The sequence below is a fragment of the Pseudomonas sp. URMO17WK12:I6 genome (assembly GCF_003253625.1).
Taxonomy (GTDB): domain Bacteria; phylum Pseudomonadota; class Gammaproteobacteria; order Pseudomonadales; family Pseudomonadaceae; genus Aquipseudomonas.
Genome location: NZ_QKYZ01000023.1, coordinates 73,365 through 92,297, shown reverse-complemented (window position 1 = coordinate 92,297; position 18,933 = coordinate 73,365). Strand labels below are relative to the sequence as shown.

At 59.5% G+C, this 18,933-nt stretch carries 15 protein-coding genes; 10 read left to right on the top strand and 5 right to left on the bottom strand.

The window, feature by feature from the left end:
* Positions 1-70: 70 nt before the first annotated feature.
* A complete protein-coding gene (locus F475_RS28115; RefSeq protein ID WP_111455292.1) occupies positions 71-547 on the bottom strand; it encodes a hypothetical protein in 477 nt (158 codons plus the stop codon).
* A 379-nt stretch (positions 548-926) separates the two neighbouring features.
* Here F475_RS28115 and F475_RS28110 point away from each other — a divergent pair, with 379 nt between their 5' ends.
* Positions 927-3,002 (top strand): AsmA family protein, encoded by a 2,076-nt coding sequence (locus F475_RS28110; protein ID WP_111455291.1) that lies wholly within the window; start codon positions 927-929, stop codon positions 3,000-3,002.
* Between the two features lie 40 nt (positions 3,003-3,042).
* On the opposite strand, the gene F475_RS28105 is transcribed toward F475_RS28110, so the two are convergent.
* Positions 3,043-3,972 (bottom strand): LysR substrate-binding domain-containing protein, encoded by a 930-nt coding sequence (locus F475_RS28105; protein WP_111455290.1) that lies wholly within the window; start codon positions 3,970-3,972, stop codon positions 3,043-3,045.
* Positions 3,973-4,093: 121 nt separating this feature from the next.
* Here F475_RS28105 and F475_RS28100 point away from each other — a divergent pair, with 121 nt between their 5' ends.
* The 3 genes from F475_RS28100 (at position 4,094) to F475_RS28090 (ending at position 6,037) form a co-directional block, all read left to right on the top strand.
* A complete protein-coding gene (locus F475_RS28100) occupies positions 4,094-4,732 on the top strand; it encodes an FMN-dependent NADH-azoreductase (RefSeq protein ID WP_018928465.1) in 639 nt (212 codons plus the stop codon).
* Complete coding sequence (locus tag F475_RS28095) at positions 4,733-5,038, top strand: multidrug efflux SMR transporter (protein ID WP_064616036.1); 306 nt, start codon at positions 4,733-4,735, stop codon at positions 5,036-5,038.
* Positions 5,039-5,146: 108 nt separating this feature from the next.
* Positions 5,147-6,037: a triacylglycerol lipase gene (locus tag F475_RS28090; RefSeq protein WP_111455289.1), complete on the top strand. Its 891-nt coding sequence runs from the start codon at positions 5,147-5,149 to the stop codon at positions 6,035-6,037.
* Between the two features lie 100 nt (positions 6,038-6,137).
* Here F475_RS28090 and F475_RS28085 read toward each other — a convergent pair whose 3' ends face one another.
* Complete coding sequence (locus F475_RS28085; protein WP_111455288.1) at positions 6,138-7,013, bottom strand: DMT family transporter; 876 nt, start codon at positions 7,011-7,013, stop codon at positions 6,138-6,140.
* 98 nt (positions 7,014-7,111) lie between these two features.
* Between F475_RS28085 and F475_RS28080 the strand changes: the two genes are divergently transcribed.
* The 3 genes from F475_RS28080 (at position 7,112) to F475_RS28070 (ending at position 9,471) form a co-directional block, all read left to right on the top strand.
* Entirely contained in the window at positions 7,112-7,900 is a 789-nt protein-coding gene (locus F475_RS28080) for a helix-turn-helix transcriptional regulator (RefSeq protein WP_064616039.1), read from the top strand.
* Positions 7,901-7,972: 72 nt separating this feature from the next.
* The gene (locus F475_RS28075) at positions 7,973-8,278 is read left to right on the top strand and encodes a PsiF family protein (protein ID WP_064616040.1); all 306 of its coding nucleotides are present in this window, start codon (positions 7,973-7,975) and stop codon (positions 8,276-8,278) included.
* Positions 8,279-8,457: 179 nt separating this feature from the next.
* Complete coding sequence (locus tag F475_RS28070; RefSeq protein WP_018928460.1) at positions 8,458-9,471, top strand: AI-2E family transporter; 1,014 nt, start codon at positions 8,458-8,460, stop codon at positions 9,469-9,471.
* Positions 9,472-9,601: 130 nt separating this feature from the next.
* Here F475_RS28070 and F475_RS28060 read toward each other — a convergent pair whose 3' ends face one another.
* A complete protein-coding gene (locus F475_RS28060; RefSeq protein ID WP_018928459.1) occupies positions 9,602-10,876 on the bottom strand; it encodes an Hsp70 family protein in 1,275 nt (424 codons plus the stop codon).
* Positions 10,877-11,172: 296 nt separating this feature from the next.
* Here F475_RS28060 and F475_RS28055 point away from each other — a divergent pair, with 296 nt between their 5' ends.
* Together F475_RS28055 and F475_RS28050 are read left to right on the top strand one after the other, a co-directional pair.
* A complete protein-coding gene (locus F475_RS28055; protein ID WP_018928458.1) occupies positions 11,173-12,120 on the top strand; it encodes a DnaJ C-terminal domain-containing protein in 948 nt (315 codons plus the stop codon).
* A gap of 25 nt (positions 12,121-12,145) precedes the next feature.
* Entirely contained in the window at positions 12,146-12,451 is a 306-nt protein-coding gene (locus F475_RS28050; protein WP_018928457.1) for a chaperone modulator CbpM, read from the top strand.
* A 163-nt stretch (positions 12,452-12,614) separates the two neighbouring features.
* Here F475_RS28050 and F475_RS28040 read toward each other — a convergent pair whose 3' ends face one another.
* Positions 12,615-13,742 carry a sensor histidine kinase KdpD gene (locus F475_RS28040; protein ID WP_111455287.1) on the bottom strand — a complete coding sequence of 376 codons (1,128 nt, stop codon included), beginning with the start codon at positions 13,740-13,742 and terminating at the stop codon, positions 12,615-12,617.
* Positions 13,743-13,983: 241 nt separating this feature from the next.
* Between F475_RS28040 and F475_RS28035 the strand changes: the two genes are divergently transcribed.
* On the top strand, positions 13,984-18,900 hold the full coding sequence (locus tag F475_RS28035; protein WP_256597259.1) for an NEL-type E3 ubiquitin ligase domain-containing protein: 4,917 nt from the start codon (positions 13,984-13,986) through the stop codon (positions 18,898-18,900).
* The last annotated feature ends 33 nt before the right edge of the window (positions 18,901-18,933 follow it).

Below are 18,933 nucleotides of genomic sequence, written 5' to 3'. Positions count from 1 at the left end.
GAAAACGCAGCTTCTATAAAGTCAAAAGCCCAATCCGGGGATTGGGCTTTTTTTCCAGGCCACCATGGGCTTAGCTCACAGCGCTGTTGCGTTCGATCACACGGTCACCACCACCTTCAGCAAGGGTTTGGCCTTGTGGAGTGCGATCGGTACCGTCAGCGGCCAGGGTTTGGCCTTGTGGAGTGCGATCGGTACCGTCAGCGGCCAGGGTTTGGCCTTGTGGAGTGCGATCGGTACCGTCAGCCGCCAGAGTTTGGCCTTGTGGGGTACGGTCGGTACCGTCAGCAGCCAGGGTTTGGCCCTGTGGGGTACGGTCGGTACCGTCAGCCGCCAGGGTTTGGCCCTGTGGAGTGCGATCCGAGCCATCCTGGGTGATCAGGCCTTTTTCTTTCAGGCGCTCGTTACCGTTGGCACCATCGGCAACGGTCTGGCTGAACACCGAGTGGCTGTCTTTGACTTGTGGAGTGGCCTGATCGGCAGCCGGCAGAGCAAAAGCGGTGCTGGCTAACATTGAGAGGGTCAGGCTAAGCAGTAATTCGCGTTTCATGATGGGTTGCTCCTTGGGAGGGCGATAAAGTGGGTACGAAGTCAATGCTACTCTCGATAAGTCGATATAAAAGTTCATAAACGCAATGGTAATAATCAACGGAATTGATTGTTTGGCCGAGCAGCTCTAGAACGGGCGTTTCCGGCGAACGTTTTTGCACTGAGGTGGGTATTTTCGACTCATTTTCGCCTCGCAAAAGTGCGGGGTCGGTAACGCTAAAAAGGGAGGGGCGAGACGGCTATTTGCGTTCGAATCGGCCTTCGGGTTAAACCTGCGGGCCGTTTTCCAGTCGTACATTTCATGGCAGGCCGGTTCTGGCCTAACGTTTCATCAGTGCGTCGCTGTCAGGGCGCTCAGTCGTATTCAGGAGCTCTGTGCAATGACGCGCACTCGTAAAATGCTTGCCTGGACCTCCGCCAGCCTCGTTGTGCTGCTGGCCGTCCTGGTGCTGATCATCGCGTTCTTCGATTGGAACCGGATCAAACCGCCCCTTAACGCCAAAGTCTCCGAAGAGCTGCATCGTCCGTTCGCCATCAATGGCAACCTCGCGGTGGTCTGGCAGCGCGAGCCCGACGAAGGCGGCTGGCGGGCCTGGGTACCGTGGCCGCATGTGGTGGCCGAAGACCTGAGCCTGGGCAACCCGGACTGGTCGAAGCAACCGCAGATGGCCACCCTCAAACGCGTCGAGCTGCGTATTTCACCGCTGGCCTTGCTGACACAGCGGGTGACGATCCCGCGCATCGACCTGACCGAGCCCAATGCCGACCTGCAGCGTCTGGCCGACGGCCGCGCCAACTGGACATTCAAGTTCGACCCCAAGGACCCGAATGCCGAGCCTTCTAACTGGGTGCTGGACATCGGTGCCATCGGCTTCGACAAGGGCCATGTCACGCTCGACGACCAGAGCCTGAAAACCCGCCTCGACTTGCTGATCGATCCGCTGGGCAAGCCGATTCCGTTCAGTGACATCGTCGGCGACAAAGCGGCGAAAACCGCGCTTGAGAAGGGCGGTTCGCCGCAGGATTACGCGTTCGCGTTGAAGGTCAAAGGCCAATACCACGGCCAGAATCTGGCTGGCCAAGGCAAAATCGGTGGTTTGCTGGCCCTACAGGATGCCGCCAAGCCGTTCCCGCTTCATGCGCAAATGCAGATTGCCGACACCAGCGTCGAACTGGCCGGCACGCTCACCGATCCATTGAACCTCGGCGCCCTGGATCTGCGCCTGAAACTGGCCGGTGCCAGCCTGGGCAATCTCTATCCGCTGATCGGCGTGACCCTGCCGGATACCCCGCCGTACGCCACGGATGGGCATTTGACCGCCAAGTTGCATGAGTCGGGCGGGGCGGTGTACCGCTATGAGGACTTCAACGGCAAGATTGGCGAGAGCGACATCCATGGCAACCTGGCTTATGTCGCGAGTCAACCGCGGCCCAAGCTCAGCGGGGCGGTGGAGTCCAATCAACTGTTGTTTGCCGACCTGGCCCCACTGATCGGCGCCGACTCCAATGCCAAGCAAAAGGCCCGCGGCGGTGAAAGCAAGCAGCCGGCGGACAAGATACTGCCGGTCGAGGAATTCAAGACCGAGCGCTGGCGCGATATGGACGCTGACGTCGAGTTCACTGGCAAGCGCATCGTCCACAGCGAAAAACTGCCGTTCAACGACCTCTACACCCATTTGGTGCTGACGGATGGTGTGCTCAGTCTCGAGCCCCTGCGTTTCGGCGTGGCTGGCGGCAATCTGGATGCGCAGGTTCGTCTGAACGGGCGCGCTGAGCCATTGGAAGGCCGGGCCAAACTGACCGCGCGCAAGTTCAAGCTCAAACAGCTGTTCCCCTCCATTGAACGGATGAAAACCAGTTTCGGTGAGCTCAATGGCGATGCCGACCTTGTCGGTCGTGGCAACTCGGTGGCCAAGCTGCTGGGCACCGCCGACGGCAATTTGAAGATGCTGATCAATGATGGCGCCATCAGTCGTGAGTTGATGGAGCTGGCCGGGCTCAATGTCGGCAACTATGTGGTCGGGAAAATCTTTGGCGACAAGGAAGTGAAGATCAACTGCGCGGCGGCCAATTTCGACATCAAGAGCGGTCTGGCGACCACGCAGTTGTTCGTCTTCGATACCGAGAACGCGATTGTCTACATCGATGGCACGGCGAACATGGCGACCGAGCAACTGGACCTGACCATCAGCCCGGAATCCAAGGGCTGGCGCTTGATTTCGTTGCGTTCGCCACTGTATGTGCGGGGTAAGTTCATCAAGCCGGATGCGGGGGTGAAAGCGGTGCCGCTGATGCTGCGCGGGGCCGGGATGGTGGCGTTGGGTGTGATTGCCGCGCCGGCGGCGGGTTTGCTGGCGCTGATCGCGCCGAGTGCTGGCGAGCCGAATCAATGTGCGCCGTTGCTGGAGCAGATGAAGGCGGGCAAGGCGCCGGTGACGGTCAAGCCCACCCGGTAGATCAAAAGATCTCAGCCTGCGGCCGCTACATTGGAACGCGTTACCCTGCAGGAGCTGCCGCAGGCTTCGATCTTGGCAATAGACCAGACAATCGAGCTTCCTCCTGCAACCACGCAAAAAACGCCCGCACCGGCGGATGCCGTTCGCGCCCTGGAACGCACAGTGCGCTGTATCCGGCCCCGTCGACCTGAATCTCACCCCGGTAAGGCAGCAATAAGCCGCTGGCCACACTCTCCGACACCAGAATATTGCTCGCCAGCACCAAACCTTGCCCGGCGATGGCGGCTTGCAGGGCGTAATGTTCTTCGTCGTATTCACGCACCGCTGGCTGTCCGGCCAGCCAGGTTTCGCCGGATTGCGCGCACCAGGCTTCCCAGCCGTGGGCATACAGTTTGGAGTTATGCCACTGCACGCTGATCAGGGTGGGTACCCGACGGGTCGCCAGGGCCACTTGTTCAGGCGAGCCATAAACCCCGAAGGACTCGTCGAACAGGCACAACCCATACAGGTTCGGGTAGTCGTCTTGGCTGTAGCGCAGCACCAGATCGACGCTGGCGTCCTGATGCAAATCGATGACTTCGCAGTGAGTGTCCAGCCGCACGCTGATGTGCGGATGCCGGGCATAAAACCGTCCCAGCCGTGGCACCAGCCAAAGGGCGGCGAAAGCGGCGGTGGTGGAGATCGTCAGGCTCGTGCCGCTGCGTTGCGGGCGCAAGGTATCGACGCTTTGCGCCACCTCCAGCAGGGCGCCATGCAGGCTACGGAACAGCCGTTCGCCGCACTCGGTCAGGCGTACCTGGCGTGGCAGTCGTTCGAACAGCGGCACGCCGAGCCAGTTTTCCAGGGAGCGGATCTGGTGGGAAACCGCCGTCGGCGTCACGGACAGCTCTTCGGCGGCAGCCTTGAAACTCAGCAGGCGCGAGGCGGATTCGAAGGCCCGCAGGGCGGTCAACGGCAACGAGGCAAACATTTAAAACTCCATGGGTGAAATAGATTCATCCAGACTGATTTTTGCTCATTTGAAGGCAGGCGGCTGTGCGCTTCAAGCTGCAACCACAAGCCGTTTCAGTTTAGCCCTCAAGGAGATTCAGATGAGCACAATTCTTGCCATTCACGCCAGCCCCCGTGGCGAACGCTCTCATTCGCGGCGGTTGGCCGAGGTGTTTCTTTCAGCCTGGCAGGTCCGTAACCCGCAGTCGCAATTGACCCGCCGTGAAGTCGGCCGGGCGTTGATCCCGGCCGTCAACGAAGCCTTCGTAGCGGCTGCTTTTCATCCGGAGCCTCAAGCGCGACCGCTGTCGATGCAGGCTGACCTGGCACTCAGCGATGAGTTGGTGGGGGAGTTGCTCGGCCATGATCTGCTGGTGATTTCCACCCCGATGTACAACTTCAGCGTGCCCAGTGGCCTCAAGGCCTGGATCGACCAGATTGTGCGGCTCGGGCTGACGTTCAATCACACCCTGGACAACGGCATCGCGCAGTACGAACCGCTGGTGCGGGGCAAGAAGGCGTTGATCGTCACCAGTCGCGGCGGGTTTGGTTTCGGCCCCGGTGGCGAGCTTGAAGCGATGAACCATGCCGACCCGTTGCTGCGCACGGCACTGGGGTTCATCGGCATCACTGACGTCACGGTTGTCGCCGCCGAGGGCGAAGAGTCCGCCGAGCGCACCTTCCAGGTTTCCGTAGCCGAGGCCGAACAGCGTTTGCTGGCGCTGGCCAGGGAGTTCTAGATGGCCTGGCTGTTCCTGCTGATTGCCGCCGGGTTCGAGGTCACCTTCGCCATGGGCATGAAGTACGCCGATGGCTTCACCCGGCTCTGGCCTTCGGTGATCACCGTGGTGGCGGCCGTGGGTGGGATCTATTTCCTGACCTTGGCCATGCGCGAATTGCCGGTGAGCATCGCCTACCCGATCTGGACCGCCATCGGTTCATTGGGCACGGTGTTCCTCGGCTTTGCGCTGCTGGGCGAAAGCCTGACCGCGCTCAAACTGGTGTCGGTCGGGCTGATTGTGGCGGGCGTGGTGGGGTTGAAGTAGGGTGGATGTCATAGATTGGTCACCGGGTTGTCATCTTGGGTGGCGATGCTTGGCTGAGGCCTTGCATCCAGCCTTGCTTCATCTCACCGACCACAAGGATGTTCATCCATGTCGCAAGGCTCCGCCACGCGTTACCCGTTGGTGCTGGTCCCGGGGATGCTCGGGTTTATTCGTCTGCTGCTCTATCCGTATTGGTTCGGGATCATTTCGGCGTTGCGCCGGGATGGGGCGACCGTGATCGCGGTGCAGGTCTCGCCGCTCAACTCAACCGAGGTGCGCGGTGAGCAATTGCTGGCACGAATCGAGGAAATCCTGCGCGACACCGGGGCCGAGAAGGTCAACCTGATCGGCCACAGCCAGGGCTCGCTGACCGCTCGGTATGCTGCGGCAAAACGCCCGGACCGGGTGGCGTCAGTGACCTCGGTGGCCGGGCCCAATCACGGTTCGGAGCTGGCGGATTACCTGCACGATCACTACCCGGCAGACAGCGCCAGGGGCCGATTGCTCACCTTTTTTTTGTGGTTGATCAGCGCGTTGATGTGCCTGCTGGAAACCGGTTATCGCGGGCCGCGACTGCCGGTGGATATCCCGGCTTCGCATCAATCGCTGACCACGGCCGGCGTGGCGCTGTTCAATCAGCGTTATCCACAGGGGCTGCCTGACACCTGGGGTGGGCATGGCCCGGAAGTGGTCAATGGCGTGCGCTATTACTCCTGGTCCGGGACTTTGCAGCCGGGCAAGACCGATCGCGGGTGCAACCTGTTCGACGGCACTAACCGCAGTTGCCGGTTGTTTGCCAGAACCTTCGTGCGTGAAGCGGGGCATTGCGACGGGATGGTCGGGCGCTACAGTTCGCATCTCGGGACGGTGATTGGCGATCAATACCCGATGGATCACTTCGATATCGTCAACCAATCCCTGGGGCTGGTGGGCAAGGGGGCAGAGCCGGTGCGGTTGTTTGTCGAGCATGCCGCGCGGTTGAAGGCGGCAGGCGTTTAAGCCCTGTGGCGAGGGAGCTTGCTCCCGTTGGGCTGCGAAGCAGCCCCCAGAATGCGATGCTTTGCGCTCGAGCGGGAGCAAGCTCCCTCGCCACAAAGGGTTATGCGCGGCCCAATGTGGTAGTCCAGCGCTCGGAAAGAATCACCCCACCCAACGTCAACACCCCACCCACCAGGTGATACAGCGCCAACTGCTCATGCAGCACCGCCGCCGCAATCAGCGCGGTGATCAACGGCAGCAGGTTGAAAAACAGCGTGGTCCGGCTCGGGCCCAGGCGTACCACGGCCTGCATCCACGCCAGCGGCGCAAGCATCGAGGCCAGCAGACAGGCGTAAAGCACCAGCGGAATGTTATGCAGGGTCGGGCCGATTTTCGGTGAGGCGAGGAACAGCGGAAACAGCACCACCACCGCCACCAGCACCTGTAAATACAGCAACACCAGCGGCGGCAAGCGCAGCTGCCATTTTTTCAGCAAGGTGCTGTAAACCGCATAAGCCAGCGTGGCGATCAGCATCATCGCGTCGCCCAGGTTCACCCCGTGCTCCAGCAACGCGCCAAGGCTGCCGGACGACACCACCACCAGAACACCGGCAAACGACAATACCGCACCGGCCAGGGCTCCGGCGGTCAGGCGTTGGCCGAGGCTGACTATCGCCATGGCCAGCGACATCAACGGCATCAGCGACAGAATGATCCCCATGTTGGTGGCCGACGTCAGTGTTGCAGCGAAATAGGCCAGGCTCTGATAAACCGCCATGCCGAGTACGCCGAGGATGAAGATCCTCCCCAGGTTTGGGCGTATGACCGGCCAATGGGCGATCACCGGCTTAAGCATGAAAGGCGTGAACAGAATCCCGGCCAGCAGCCAGCGGTAGAAGCCGATTTCGGCGGGGAAGATTGCGCCCACCGCGAGTTTGTTGATCACGGTGTTGCCAGCCCAAATGAAGATGGCCAGCAGGGGATAAGCGTATTGCATCGGGAAAAAGCCAGAACGTTAATGAGGGGCAATTATCCGTCTGTCTGGATGCAAGCCTATACTGCGATCCAGACAATCTGCCCCTGATTCCGGACAGCATGAACAGTAAACACATCGACCTGCTGGATTTCAGCGAACTGCCGTCGGCGGTGTATTTCCGCTATGCCGACTTCAACGCCCACGAATACGCCGCACCTCACCGGCATCCGTGGGGCACGCTGGAGTACGCGGCCCATGGCGTGTTGCACATGGAAGTCGATGGCAGCCGTTTCATGTCGCCACCGCAGTACGCGGTGTGGGTGCCGCCCGGGACCGAACACAGTTTCTATAGCCATCAGCCGATCAACTATCGCGCGGTCTGCCTCGCGCCGACGCTGTGCCGCGATCTGCCGCAACAGGCCTGCACCCTGGCGATCAGCGACATCCTCAAGGCGATCCTGAAAGACTTCGCCGCCCGCGATGTGAAAATTCCCGAGCACGACGCGGACCAGCGTCTGGCTCAAGTGCTGGTAGACCAACTGCAACAGGCGCCCATGCATGAGTGCTATTTGCCCTACGCCAGCAGTCCCGGGTTACTTGGCATTCTGGAAGCCTTGCAGGCCGAACCTGGGGATAACCGGCCGTTGGCGTATTGGGCCGGGCAGGTTCACGTCAGCGAACGCACGTTGGCCCGGCAGTTTGTGCGCGAGTTGGGCATGAGTTTCGGTGAATGGCGGCAACGGTTGCGGTTTCTGGCGGCGATCGAAGCGCTGGACAGCCACCGCAGCATTCAGGAAATCGCCTTCGACATGGGTTACAGCACCGGCTCGGCGTTTATCGCGATGTTTCAGCGCCAGGCCGGGTGCACGCCGGAACAGTATCGACGCAGCCACCTTGATAGCAGGTGAACGTGTAACAGGCTTTGTCTACACTCCAGAGCGAGGCCGTACCCATCGGTGCGGTAACAAGGAGAAAACTCCATGAAGATGTTGCGTGCCCCGTTGTTGATGATCGGTCTGCTGCTCTGCTCCCAGGGTTTTGCTGCCACTGCCCAACAGAACAAAATGACTACCTGCAATGCCGAAGCTACCGCCAAGAGCCTCAAGGGCGATGAGCGCAAAGCCTTCATGAGTACCTGCCTCAAAGCCGCGCCGGCCGCCGATGCCGCCAAGCCCATGACACCTCAACAAGAAAAGATGAAAACCTGTAACGCCGATGCCACTACCAAGGGCCTCAAGGGCGATGCGCGCAAAGCGTTCATGAGTGAGTGCCTGAAGAAAAAATAAGCAGTGTGGGGGCGAGCCTGCTCCGGACGGCGATCCGATGATGCAGGCGACTCGGTATCACGCAGAAGCGCGTTGATGCTATCGCGAGCAGGCTTGCTCCCAAGGTTCGTGTTTGCTCGCTTCGGCGCCGGAACGCTGGCAGACTGCCAATCCTTTCACGTCGTTCGTTTTGAGGCTGTATGTCAGCGTTTTCTCAGCGTCAGGTCTTGTTGCTCATCAGTTGGGTCATTATTTTTGGCGGTTTGCTGCTGGTGATCCCTCTGCGATTGCTGCCCAGCCTGCTGGCCGGGTTGTTGGTGTTCGAACTGGTCAACATGCTTACGCCGCAATTGCAACGGCTGATCGAGGGCCGCCGTGCGCGCTGGCTGGCGGTGGCGTTACTGGGGACTTTGGTGGTCAGTGTGCTGGCGCTGATCTTTGCCGGTGCGATCAGTTTTCTGCTGCACGAGGCGGAAAACCCCGGTGCTTCCCTCGATAAATTCATGGGCGTGGTCGACCGCGCACGCGGGCAGCTGCCGCCGTTCATCGACGCTTATTTGCCGGCCAGTGCCGCCGAATTCCGAGTGGCCATCGGCGAGTGGATGAGCAAGCACCTCAGCGACTTGCAACTGGTGGGCAAGGACGCGGCGCACATGTTCGTGACGCTGCTGATCGGCATGGTACTGGGGGCGATCATCGCCTTGCAGCGCGTGCCGGACCTGACCAAGCGCAAGCCCTTGGCCGCGGCGCTGTTCGACCGCTTGCACCTGTTGGTCCAGGCGTTTCGCAATATCGTCTTCGCGCAGATCAAGATTTCCCTGCTCAACACCTTCTTCACCGGGATTTTCCTCGCGGTGGTCCTGCCGATGTTCGGGATCAAGCTGCCGCTGACCAAAACCCTGATCGTGCTGACCTTCCTGCTCGGCTTGTTGCCGGTGATCGGCAACCTGATGTCGAACACCTTGATCACCATCGTCGGCCTGTCACTGTCGATCTGGGTGGCGGTGGCGGCATTGGGGTATCTGATTTTTATCCACAAGCTCGAATACTTTCTCAACGCGCGCATTGTAGGCGGGCAGATCAGCGCCAAGTCGTGGGAGTTGCTGCTGGCGATGCTGGTGTTCGAAGCCGCGTTCGGCCTGCCGGGGGTGGTGGCGGGGCCGATTTATTACGCGTACCTGAAGAGTGAGTTGAAGCAGGTGGGGATGGTTTGATCCCGTGTTGATCTAATTGTGGCGAGGGAGCTTGCTCCCGTTGGGGCGCGAAGCGGCCCCCCTTATCTCCAAAAGAAGGGACTGCTGCGCAGTCCAACGGGAGCAAGCTCCCTCGCCACAGGGTTTCAGGTCAATCCATCGGGCCGTAACGCTTGGCCGCCTCGATCGCCAACCCGCTGCCGATGCTGCCGAAGATGTTGCCTTCCACATGCTGCGCCTTCGGCAACATTGCCGAGACGCTGTTGCGCAGCGCCGGAATCCCGCTCGAACCGCCAGTGAAGAACACCGTATCTACCTGATCGACCCGCACATTCGCGTCGTTCAGCAATTGGGTCACGCTGTTGCGCACCCGCTCCAGCAAGTTGTCGATGGCTGATTCGAACAGCGCACGAGTCAGTTCCACACTCAAACCGGGCTCGATGCGGTCCAGCGGCACATGACGGCTGTCGGCGTGGGTCAGCTGGATCTTGGTCTCTTCCACTTCCATCGCCAGCCAGTGCCCGGCGCGCTGGTCGATCAGCTTGAACAGGCGATCGATGCCGCCGGTGTCTTCGATGTCGTAGCGCATGCTGCCCAGGGCCAGGGTCGATTTCTGCGAGTACACCGAGTTGATGGTGTGCCAGGTCGCCAGGTTCATGTGATGGCTGGTGGGCATGTAGGCGCCGCTCTTCATACGGCTGCCGTAGCCGAACAGCGGCATCAGGCCTTGCAGGCTCAGCTGTTTGTCGAAATCGGTCCCGCCGATGTGCACGCCGCCGGTGGCGAGGATGTCGTCGTGACGGTTGTCGTGCCCGCGTCGCTCAGGGGACAGGCGCACCAGCGAGAAGTCCGACGTACCACCGCCGATGTCGACAATCAGTACCAGCTCTTCCTTTTCGATGGTGGATTCATAGTCGAACGCCGCTGCAATCGGCTCGTACTGGAACGAGACGTCCTTGAAACCAATGGCGCGGGCTACGTCCACCAGGGTGTTCTCGGCTTCCTGGTCGGCCAGTTCATCGTCATCGACGAAAAACACCGGACGGCCCAGCACCACTTCCTCGAACTCCCGACCGGCAGCGGCTTCGGCGCGCTTTTTCAACTGGCCGATGAACAGCCCGAGCAGGTCCTTGAACGGCATCGCCGTGCCGAGGACGCTGGTGTCGTGCTTGATCAGCTTGGAGCCCAGCAGGCTCTTGAGCGAGCGCATCAAGCGGCCCTCGTAACCTTCCAGGTACTCGTGCAGCGCCAGCCGGCCGTACACCGGGCGGCGTTCTTCCATATTGAAGAAGACCACCGAGGGCAGGGTTATCTTGTCGTCCTCCAGCGCGATCAGCGTTTCCATGCCGGGGCGCAGCCAGCCGACGGTGGAGTTGGACGTGCCGAAGTCGATACCGCAGGCACGGGCTGGAGATGCGTTTTTCATGTCTTTCAAGTTCCGGTTAAAAAACGGCCGCGCAGTGTATGTCAGTGCGGCGCAGATTCGAAGGCCGACTATCTGTTAAATCACATTGATCTACGCTTGAAAGATGCGCCATCACCCCCAAACTTCCCTGCATAGGTTTGGCAATCCTTGGGCGACAGCAAGAACTGCGCCTGGCTGCCGATAAACTACTGATGCGCTGCCCGGTCACAAAATTGAGATTGATCAATCAAGACGCTGTAAACCAGAGCATGCTGTACCGAGTGGCGCGATTTCGATAATGGATGGTGATTCCCTCGATGGACTTCAAAGACTATTACAAGATTCTCGGCGTGGAGCCGACCGCGGACGATAAGGCGATCAAGGCCGCCTATCGGAAGCTGGCGCGCAAATACCACCCCGATGTCAGCAAGGAAAAGGACGCCGAGGCCAAGTTCAAGGATGCGTCGGAAGCCTATGAAGCGCTGAAAAGCGCCGACAAGCGCGCCGAATACGACGACTTGCGCAAATACGGTCACCATGGCCAGCCGTTCCAGGGCCCGCCGGGTTGGCAGAGTCGTGGTGGTTTCGGTGGCGGTGGTCAGGACACGGGCGATTTCTCGGACTTCTTCAGTTCGATCTTCGGCAACCGTGGTTCGGGTTTCGGTGGTGGTGGACGGTCGGGCCATAGCGCCGGTCGTCGAGGGCAAGACGTGGAAATGGAATTACCGGTTTTTCTGGAAGAAACCCTCTCGACCGAATCGAAGAAGGTCAGCTTCCAGGTGCCGCAGTACAACGCTGCCGGCCAGCATGTCAGCAACACCAGCAAAAGCTTGAACGTGAAGATCCCCGCCGGCGTGACCGACGGCGAGCGCATCCGCCTCAAGGGGCAGGGTGCTCCGGGCATCGGTGGCGGGGCCAATGGCGACCTGTACCTGACCATTCGTTTTGCGCCACACCCCAAATTCGATGTCGAAGGCGAGAACCTGATCATCACCTTGCCACTGGCGCCGTGGGAACTGGCACTGGGGACCGAAGTCGCGGTGCCGACCCTGACCGGCAAGATCAACCTCAAGGTTCCGGCCGGCAGCCAGAATGGCCAGCGCATGCGCGCCAAGGGTCACGGCCTGATGCACAAGGCCGGGCACCGTGGTTACCTGTTCGTGCAGCTCAAGGCGGTGATGCCGAAAAAACTCGACCATGACGTCAAGGCGTTGTGGGAGGAGTTGGCGAAAAAAGCCGCTTTCGATCCGCGAGAGAATTTTTGATTCCGAGATAAGGAGGAGCCCAATCATGAGCGACCCCGTGATCGTTCTATTGGACCTGGCAGAATTCTGTGAGGCGACCGAGTTGTCGGACGTGCATGTGATCGAGATCGTCGAACACGGCATCCTCGAACCACAGGGTACAGAGCCCAAGGATTGGCGTTTCACCGACTACGAACTGGTTTTGGCCAAGCGCGCCGCCAAGCTGCGGCGCGACCTGGAGCTGGAATGGGAAGGTGTCGCCCTGGCGCTGGACCTGCTTGACGAGGTCCAGCAACTGCGGGCCGAGAACCGCATGCTCAAGCAGCGGTTGGGGCGCTTGGTGATCGAATAGCTGTAAACACTAAACCTGTGGCGAGGGGGCTTGCCCCCGTTGGGTTGCGTAGCGACCCCAAATCCGGTCATCGCGGTTTTTCAGACTGACCGCATGCGTCGATTTTACGACTGCTGCGCAGCCGAACGGGGGCAAGCCCCCTCGCCACAGCGGTCCCAAGGAGTTACACCTTCCTGGGCAACACCACGCTAAACAGTGTGCCCTGTTCGGCGCTGGAACTGACCTCGATCGTCCCTTGATGGGCATCAACCACTTCCTTGACGATGAACAGTCCCAGACCGAGACTGGTGCTCGGCCCGCCGAGTTCTTCGTCGGCACTGCGTACCAGTGGATCGAAGATTGTGCCGATGACCTCGGGCGGAATCGGGATGCCGTCGTTGTGCACGGTGAGCCGAACGCTGTCCGCTTCGCCCCTGAGGGTCAGTTTGATCACGCTGTGGTTCGAACCGTGCTGCAAGGCATTGCCGATCAGGTTCTGCAGCATTTGAGCGAGCCTTCGGCCATCCCATACACCCCGGGTATCGCCTTCGACGCTCAGTGTCGGATCGCATTGCGGATGAGCAGCGCAGGCTTGGGCAATCGCTTCGCGCGCCGCCTCGGCCAGGTCCATGGGCGCCGGTTCGATCGGCAGGCGCTTGCCCAGGCGACTGCGCACCAGTTCCAGCAAATCGCTGACCATCACCGCCATGTGCCGCGCGCCATCCTTGATATTGTTTGCACAGGTCAGCGCATCGCCTTCAAGCGTTGCTTTACGCAGCAGTAACTCGGTGGACATGCTTACTGCCTGCAATGGCGCTCGCAGGTCATGCCCGAGTATCGCCAGAAACAGATCCCGCGAATGGTTGACCTGTTCGGCATAGGCGGCGGTGGATTCGGCGAGGGCTTCATCGATGGCTTCGTTGAAACGGATCATGTCCTGGAAATAGGTCAGGTCCGGTGACTCCAGGCTGTCGACCCACAACCGAATCACACAGGCCCGCAAATGGCGGAACTCGCTGGTCATTTGCACCAGGTCGAAGCCCACGGTATGCCGCAGTTCGCCATGGCTGGCACCCGCTTCATCCAGGCTTGGGGTTTTCTCCGGGCCTTCGCCCTTGGCCTTGGCGAGCTGTTCGCTGGCGGTTTGCGCGGTGCTCATGTCCCGCGCTGCCGCCAGCAGAATGGCCTTGGCGTGATCGCGCAAGGCTGCTCGATCCATGCACTCGGCCGCCGGGGTGATCGTTCTGGCGAACTGTTCCCATTCATCGACGATACGGTCCACGTGTTGCCTGATGAATTCGGATAAGCGCATGGCCGTTACCTGCCTGGAGAGTCTGGGCATCTTAGCCTCTTTGTAGATCGGTAAAAACTACCGCTGACACGCCGGATCATGCTTGCAGGTCGTGCAGGTGGTACTTATTTGTTTTTTAGATTCTTAAGTTGGAAGGTGTTGTTTGTTTTATCGCTATTTTCCAACAGTTATTTAATCTTTTGTTTTTGCAGGTATTGAATAAGCTTGGCGTTCTTCTCAAATGCATAGGGATACATGCGCAATGAATGAATTGTCAGAAGGGGGCGTTTCCAACATTTCTCAAGAGATGACAGCTGGCGCCAATGTTTATTTGAATTATCTTGCAACCAAAGTTCCCGCATTCATAAAGAAACCATCTGTATCAAGTTTTGTATCAACGACTGATATGAAACCGGACGTTCCCGAGTGGTACATCAAGGCGAGCGCTATCAACCGTCAGTATCTCAACGAACTCATCAGTGAGCGCTGGCGGTTGCAAGACAGCCTGGATGACACACTGGGCGATTTGCAAAAGGACATCAATAAGTTCGCCGAACCCTTGCTTGTTCAGGCCCTGAAAGAAAAACTGAACCTGGATCTGGATGTTCATGCGACATCGGTACGGCTTTATATTCCGGCCCTTTTGGGTTTTGGCGTCGACACCAATGCCAGTCGGCTCAGGCAGTCAACTCTGCTGGAGGCCGCCCTCCATAACTTCGAGGACTCTGAAACCCGTGCTGGCGCCTTTCGTGATGGCTCCGGCATTTTCATTACCGACGCCGAAGGAGCCCTGACGCGCCATTCATTGACCATCGAAAGTTTTGCGAGCCTTTGCAGGGATCTGGATCTCGGTGCGCAATATCAGCGGCACATCAAAGGGTTGCTGGCCCCTTCGGCGGTTGATGCCAAGGCCTCGCTTGAGCAGCACTTCATCGGGACCGAAAAGGCCGCGTTCAATGAGTCAGCGCTGATTGCCTATTTGAAGAGTGATATCACTTCTTATGCATATGGCAAGTTGCAGCAACTGCGAGACAACCAGACAAACGTCACGATGGGCAATCGCCCGTTACAGTCTCATCGGCTGACTCTTTTGGGCGTGAAGCTGTCGGGTATCGTGTTGTTCAGTGCAGTGGCTGATCCGACACGAGTAAAGCGAATCTACAACAGCCTGGTTCCGGCGGACCAACGAACAATGATGGAGTGGTCGCGCAAACTGGCCATTTTACCCGGGCAGGAGTTTGATCAATTCAAACTGCTCAAGGCCTTTTTTGCCAACGGGCCAAGTGGTGTGGTCGACGAGGTGCTGGGCAGGAACGATATTTTCACGCAGAGCCGGCTCGATGGCACCTTGATCGCCTACGTCCCTGACGACCCTGAACATCCCTTGAAGGAATATTCGTCCTTCACCGACTTCATGAAGGCGCTGACGAGCCAGTTGCGCTCGTCGGACTATCAGCAGTTCTTCAGTCGGTTCGTACCGCAAAAAGACCAGGGCAGGTTTTTCGCTCGCGTCAGGGAGCGCTTCAGCACCTTCACCTGGCAGCAGCGGGAGCCGTTGAACATGGGGCCATGGTGGCGGGAAACCGCAGTGGAAAACCCCGACGCAGAACCGATCACCCATGTGATCGAAGGCGCGCTCTGGCCTCAGTTCAGTCGATGGCGGCGCGACAAGGCCATCGCCGATGCGCGACATATCGCCGTGCCCACTGGCGATGAAGATGCCAATGCCCGCTGGGCGCGGCTGAGGAGTTACGCGAACATCGGCTGGAATGTGTTCAACTTCGGCGCAATGCTGGTGCCTGGCCTGGGGGAGGCCATGTTGGGCGTGATGGTCGGGCAAATGCTGCTCGAAACCATGGAGGGCATTGAGGACTGGAGCAAGGGAGACAAGGAAGAAGCGTCGGCGCTTCTGTGCGGTGTCCTGATCAATGCTGCCCAGTTGGCAATCATGGCGGCAGGGCATGTTTTACCCACGGGCGCAGCGCCAGCGGTCCGGCCTTCATCTTTTGTCGATCAGCTGAAGCCGGTGGTGCTCGCTGACGGCAAGACCCGTCTCTGGAATCCGGACCTGAGTCCGTATGAACATCAAGTCAGTCTGAGTCCGGGTACGAAGCCAAACGAGCGAGGCCTGTATCTGCACAACGATCAGGAATTCCTGTCGATCGGCGGTAAATACTTTGCGGTGCAAGACGATCCACTCACGGGGCAACCGCGGATTCTCCATCCGGATCGAGCGATGGCCTACCAACCGAAGCTTGAACACAATGGCGCAGGCACCTGGCATACCGAGCTCGACCGCCCTGTCGAATGGACCTCGACCGAGCTCATGCGGCGGTTGGGGGCGAGGGTAGAAACGTTCGACGATGCAACGCTTGAGCAGATCCGGATCGCCAGTGGCGTCGAAGCAGATGTGCTGCGTCGGCTGCATGTCGAAAACGAAGCACCGCCGGCGTTGCTGGTCGACACGATCGAACGGTTCAAGACGTGGTCGGACACGGGGAAGCTGCCACAGAGCGGTCTGTCGCCATCAGACAATGCCAATGTGCGGGTGCTTCAGGATGCTTTTGCACAATTGCCCGACGGCGTGGCCGAGGAACTGCTGGCCGCCGCTGCTCCGGCGGATTTGCGAGCACTGGCCGAACAAAAGCGCATTGCCTTGCATCTGCGGCAACAGGTGCGGGCGGCCTTGCTGGAAGTACGTTTGGCGCGCGCCTATGAAGGGCTGTTCCTTGACTCGATGCACGCTCCGGATACGGAACGGCTGGCGCTGCACACCCTGGAAACCTTGCCGAACTGGCCGGGCGACGTGCGCATTGAAGTTCGCGAACATTCGTTCACCGGGCACCTGCGCGACAGCATTGGCCCGGAGAACGCACGTACGCGCAAAGTGCTGGTCAGCACGGACGAGGGCTATGAAGCGCGGGATGCCGAGGATAACCATCTGCGGGGTGCCGACGATCTTTTTTCATCCGTCTTGCACGCTCTGCCCGACGCCGAACGCAAAGCGCTGGGGTACGAGATCTATCAAGGCGCGAACCTCAAACGCAGTGTTCAAAATGCCCCGTTGGCGCGTGACAAGCTGCGTCCGATGCTGGCGGACAACCCTCTGCGCAAGCCCGCCTACGATCCCGAAACGATGAAGTTGCGCGGTGGCATGTTTGCCCCCCAGGGCATTCGACAACTGACCGGCCGAGTGACGCCGCAGGAGCGGGTCAGGAGTGTGCGCCCCGGGTGGACGGAAACCGAGGCCCAGGCTTACCTGGACGGCGGGGGCGACGACGTTACTCCGGAACAGCGGGCAAGCGCATTGGAGGCGGAGTTCGATCGTCTCAATGCCAATTTCCGGCACTGGCTCAATTTACCCACCGAAGCGTTCAGGTACAGCCCTGCCGGCATTGCCGAATGGCAGACCCGAAACTCGATCTACACAACCATTCGCCAGTGCTGGCAGCACACCGGGCCCAGGGATGTGGACCCTTTGGGAAATATGTACGGGACAGCGCTTGATTTCAGAAACGTTCCCCTGGGGCGACACTTGGGAAGCATGCCTCTGTTGGAAGCCGATTTTCAGCACGTCACCAGCCTGAACTTGCTGGGCACTGGAATGAACGATGCCCACGTCACGTTTCTGGTTCATTTTCCGAAACTCCGTTCGCTGAATCTCACCGGTAACCAGCTCACGCAATTTCCTCGTGCGGTGGGGCGAATGCGTGGGCTGACCGAACTGAACCTCGGCGATAACCGAATTGTGCTGGATGCCCAGGGAGCTACCTATTTGAGATGGCTCTCCCGGCTGAAAAGTCTGGATCTGCAAGGAAACCCGTTGGGGAGAGTGCCCGATATCGGTGGGATGCGCATGCTGCATACCCTGATGCTGGGTGACACCGGGATTGATACCTGGCCGGACGGGCTGTTCGCTCAACCCAGGTTCCGGCATTTTTACCTGAACCTGCAGCGCAACGAACTGACCGTTATCCCGCAGGTTACGCCCGGCTCAGCCTCCGCGGAGCTGTTGGCGCGCACGGTATTGAATCGCGACCCGCCGTGGTTGTCGGCCGACAACCTGGAAACGCTCAGAGGCTATATCCGGTCCGTCGGTCTGGACCCCGATCGTCCGTATCCGCCTCGCGGCGTACGTGACAGTCTCGAGTGGGAGGAAGGCTTGACGCGACCTGAGTGGGTGGCCAAACAGGATGTTTGGAACAGCGTTGAGGATGAGTTCGGCTCAGTACCTTTTTTCAACAAGATCAGGCAACTGACCCAGTCCAGCCATTTCAAGCATGACCTCGCGTTCAGGAAGGACATGACGAGCAAGGTCTGGAGAATGCTGGAAGCGATGTCCAGGGACAGCGAGCTGCGGCGCAATCTTTTTGTCATGGGCAGGGATGAGGTCACCCTTTGTGTCGATGCCGGGGCACAGCTGTTCAACGCGATGGGGGTGGAGGTGCTGATCCACGAGGCCTATGCACTGGGCAATCCGGCTCTGGTGGAGGCGGAACTGGTGCAGTTGGCCAGAGGCAAATCCCGACTGGATGAGTTGAGCCGGATTGCCCACAAGGAGGTCGCCGAGCGACTGCAGAACGGTGAGCAATTCAGGGTTGTCGATGCCGAAGGCCGAGTCTCGGGGAGCATCGATGAAGTCGAGGTGCACCTGGCCTACATGACGGACCTGGCCGAACGACTGGATCTGCCCTGGCAATCCCGTGACTTGCAATTTCGCACGCACACAGGTGTCACCCCCGAGATGATCGAAAGTGCCTATCAGCGGGTACTGGCTCTGGAAGCCGGCGACTTGTTGCGTGATTCGATCATCGAACAGCCGTTCTGGGAGACTTTCATCCAGCGTTTGAATCGAAGCGCCTTCAAAGTCTTCAGGCGACGAATCGATGCGACGACGGAGTTTTACATGGCGCTTGATAAGCGCGCGACCGAACCGAATCTATCGGTCGAGGCCAAGGCAGCTCTCAAAGAAGAGCTGCGGGTCCTCGCCGCAGAGTTGGGTAAACCGGAAAGCGCGATTGCTCCGGGAGAGGTCATGACAGACGAGGCTTATGCCGCCGAGCTGGAGGCGATCAACACCGAGATGAAAACGCTGATGAAGACCCTGACCCAGCAGGCGATGGATCGGGCGAAGCTGCAAAGGGTAGAGATTCCCTTCACGGTCGAACCGAATAACTGATTGACCTGACAAACAACCCTACCAGCACGAAGA

Coding starts and splice junctions, on each gene's coding strand:
- F475_RS28055 (WP_018928458.1), top strand. CDS start 11,173: ATGGACTTCAAAGACTATTACAAGATTCTCGGCGTGGAGCCGACCGCG.
- F475_RS28100 (WP_018928465.1), top strand. CDS start 4,094: ATGAGCACAATTCTTGCCATTCACGCCAGCCCCCGTGGCGAACGCTCT.
- F475_RS28115 (WP_111455292.1), bottom strand. CDS start 547: ATGAAACGCGAATTACTGCTTAGCCTGACCCTCTCAATGTTAGCCAGC.
- F475_RS28060 (WP_018928459.1), bottom strand. CDS start 10,876: ATGAAAAACGCATCTCCAGCCCGTGCCTGCGGTATCGACTTCGGCACG.
- F475_RS28075 (WP_064616040.1), top strand. CDS start 7,973: ATGAAGATGTTGCGTGCCCCGTTGTTGATGATCGGTCTGCTGCTCTGC.
- F475_RS28110 (WP_111455291.1), top strand. CDS start 927: ATGACGCGCACTCGTAAAATGCTTGCCTGGACCTCCGCCAGCCTCGTT.
- F475_RS28050 (WP_018928457.1), top strand. CDS start 12,146: ATGAGCGACCCCGTGATCGTTCTATTGGACCTGGCAGAATTCTGTGAG.
- F475_RS28070 (WP_018928460.1), top strand. CDS start 8,458: ATGTCAGCGTTTTCTCAGCGTCAGGTCTTGTTGCTCATCAGTTGGGTC.
- F475_RS28085 (WP_111455288.1), bottom strand. CDS start 7,013: ATGCAATACGCTTATCCCCTGCTGGCCATCTTCATTTGGGCTGGCAAC.
- F475_RS28105 (WP_111455290.1), bottom strand. CDS start 3,972: ATGTTTGCCTCGTTGCCGTTGACCGCCCTGCGGGCCTTCGAATCCGCC.
- F475_RS28040 (WP_111455287.1), bottom strand. CDS start 13,742: ATGCGCTTATCCGAATTCATCAGGCAACACGTGGACCGTATCGTCGAT.
- F475_RS28080 (WP_064616039.1), top strand. CDS start 7,112: ATGAACAGTAAACACATCGACCTGCTGGATTTCAGCGAACTGCCGTCG.
- F475_RS28090 (WP_111455289.1), top strand. CDS start 5,147: ATGTCGCAAGGCTCCGCCACGCGTTACCCGTTGGTGCTGGTCCCGGGG.
- F475_RS28095 (WP_064616036.1), top strand. CDS start 4,733: ATGGCCTGGCTGTTCCTGCTGATTGCCGCCGGGTTCGAGGTCACCTTC.
- F475_RS28035 (WP_256597259.1), top strand. CDS start 13,984: ATGAATGAATTGTCAGAAGGGGGCGTTTCCAACATTTCTCAAGAGATG.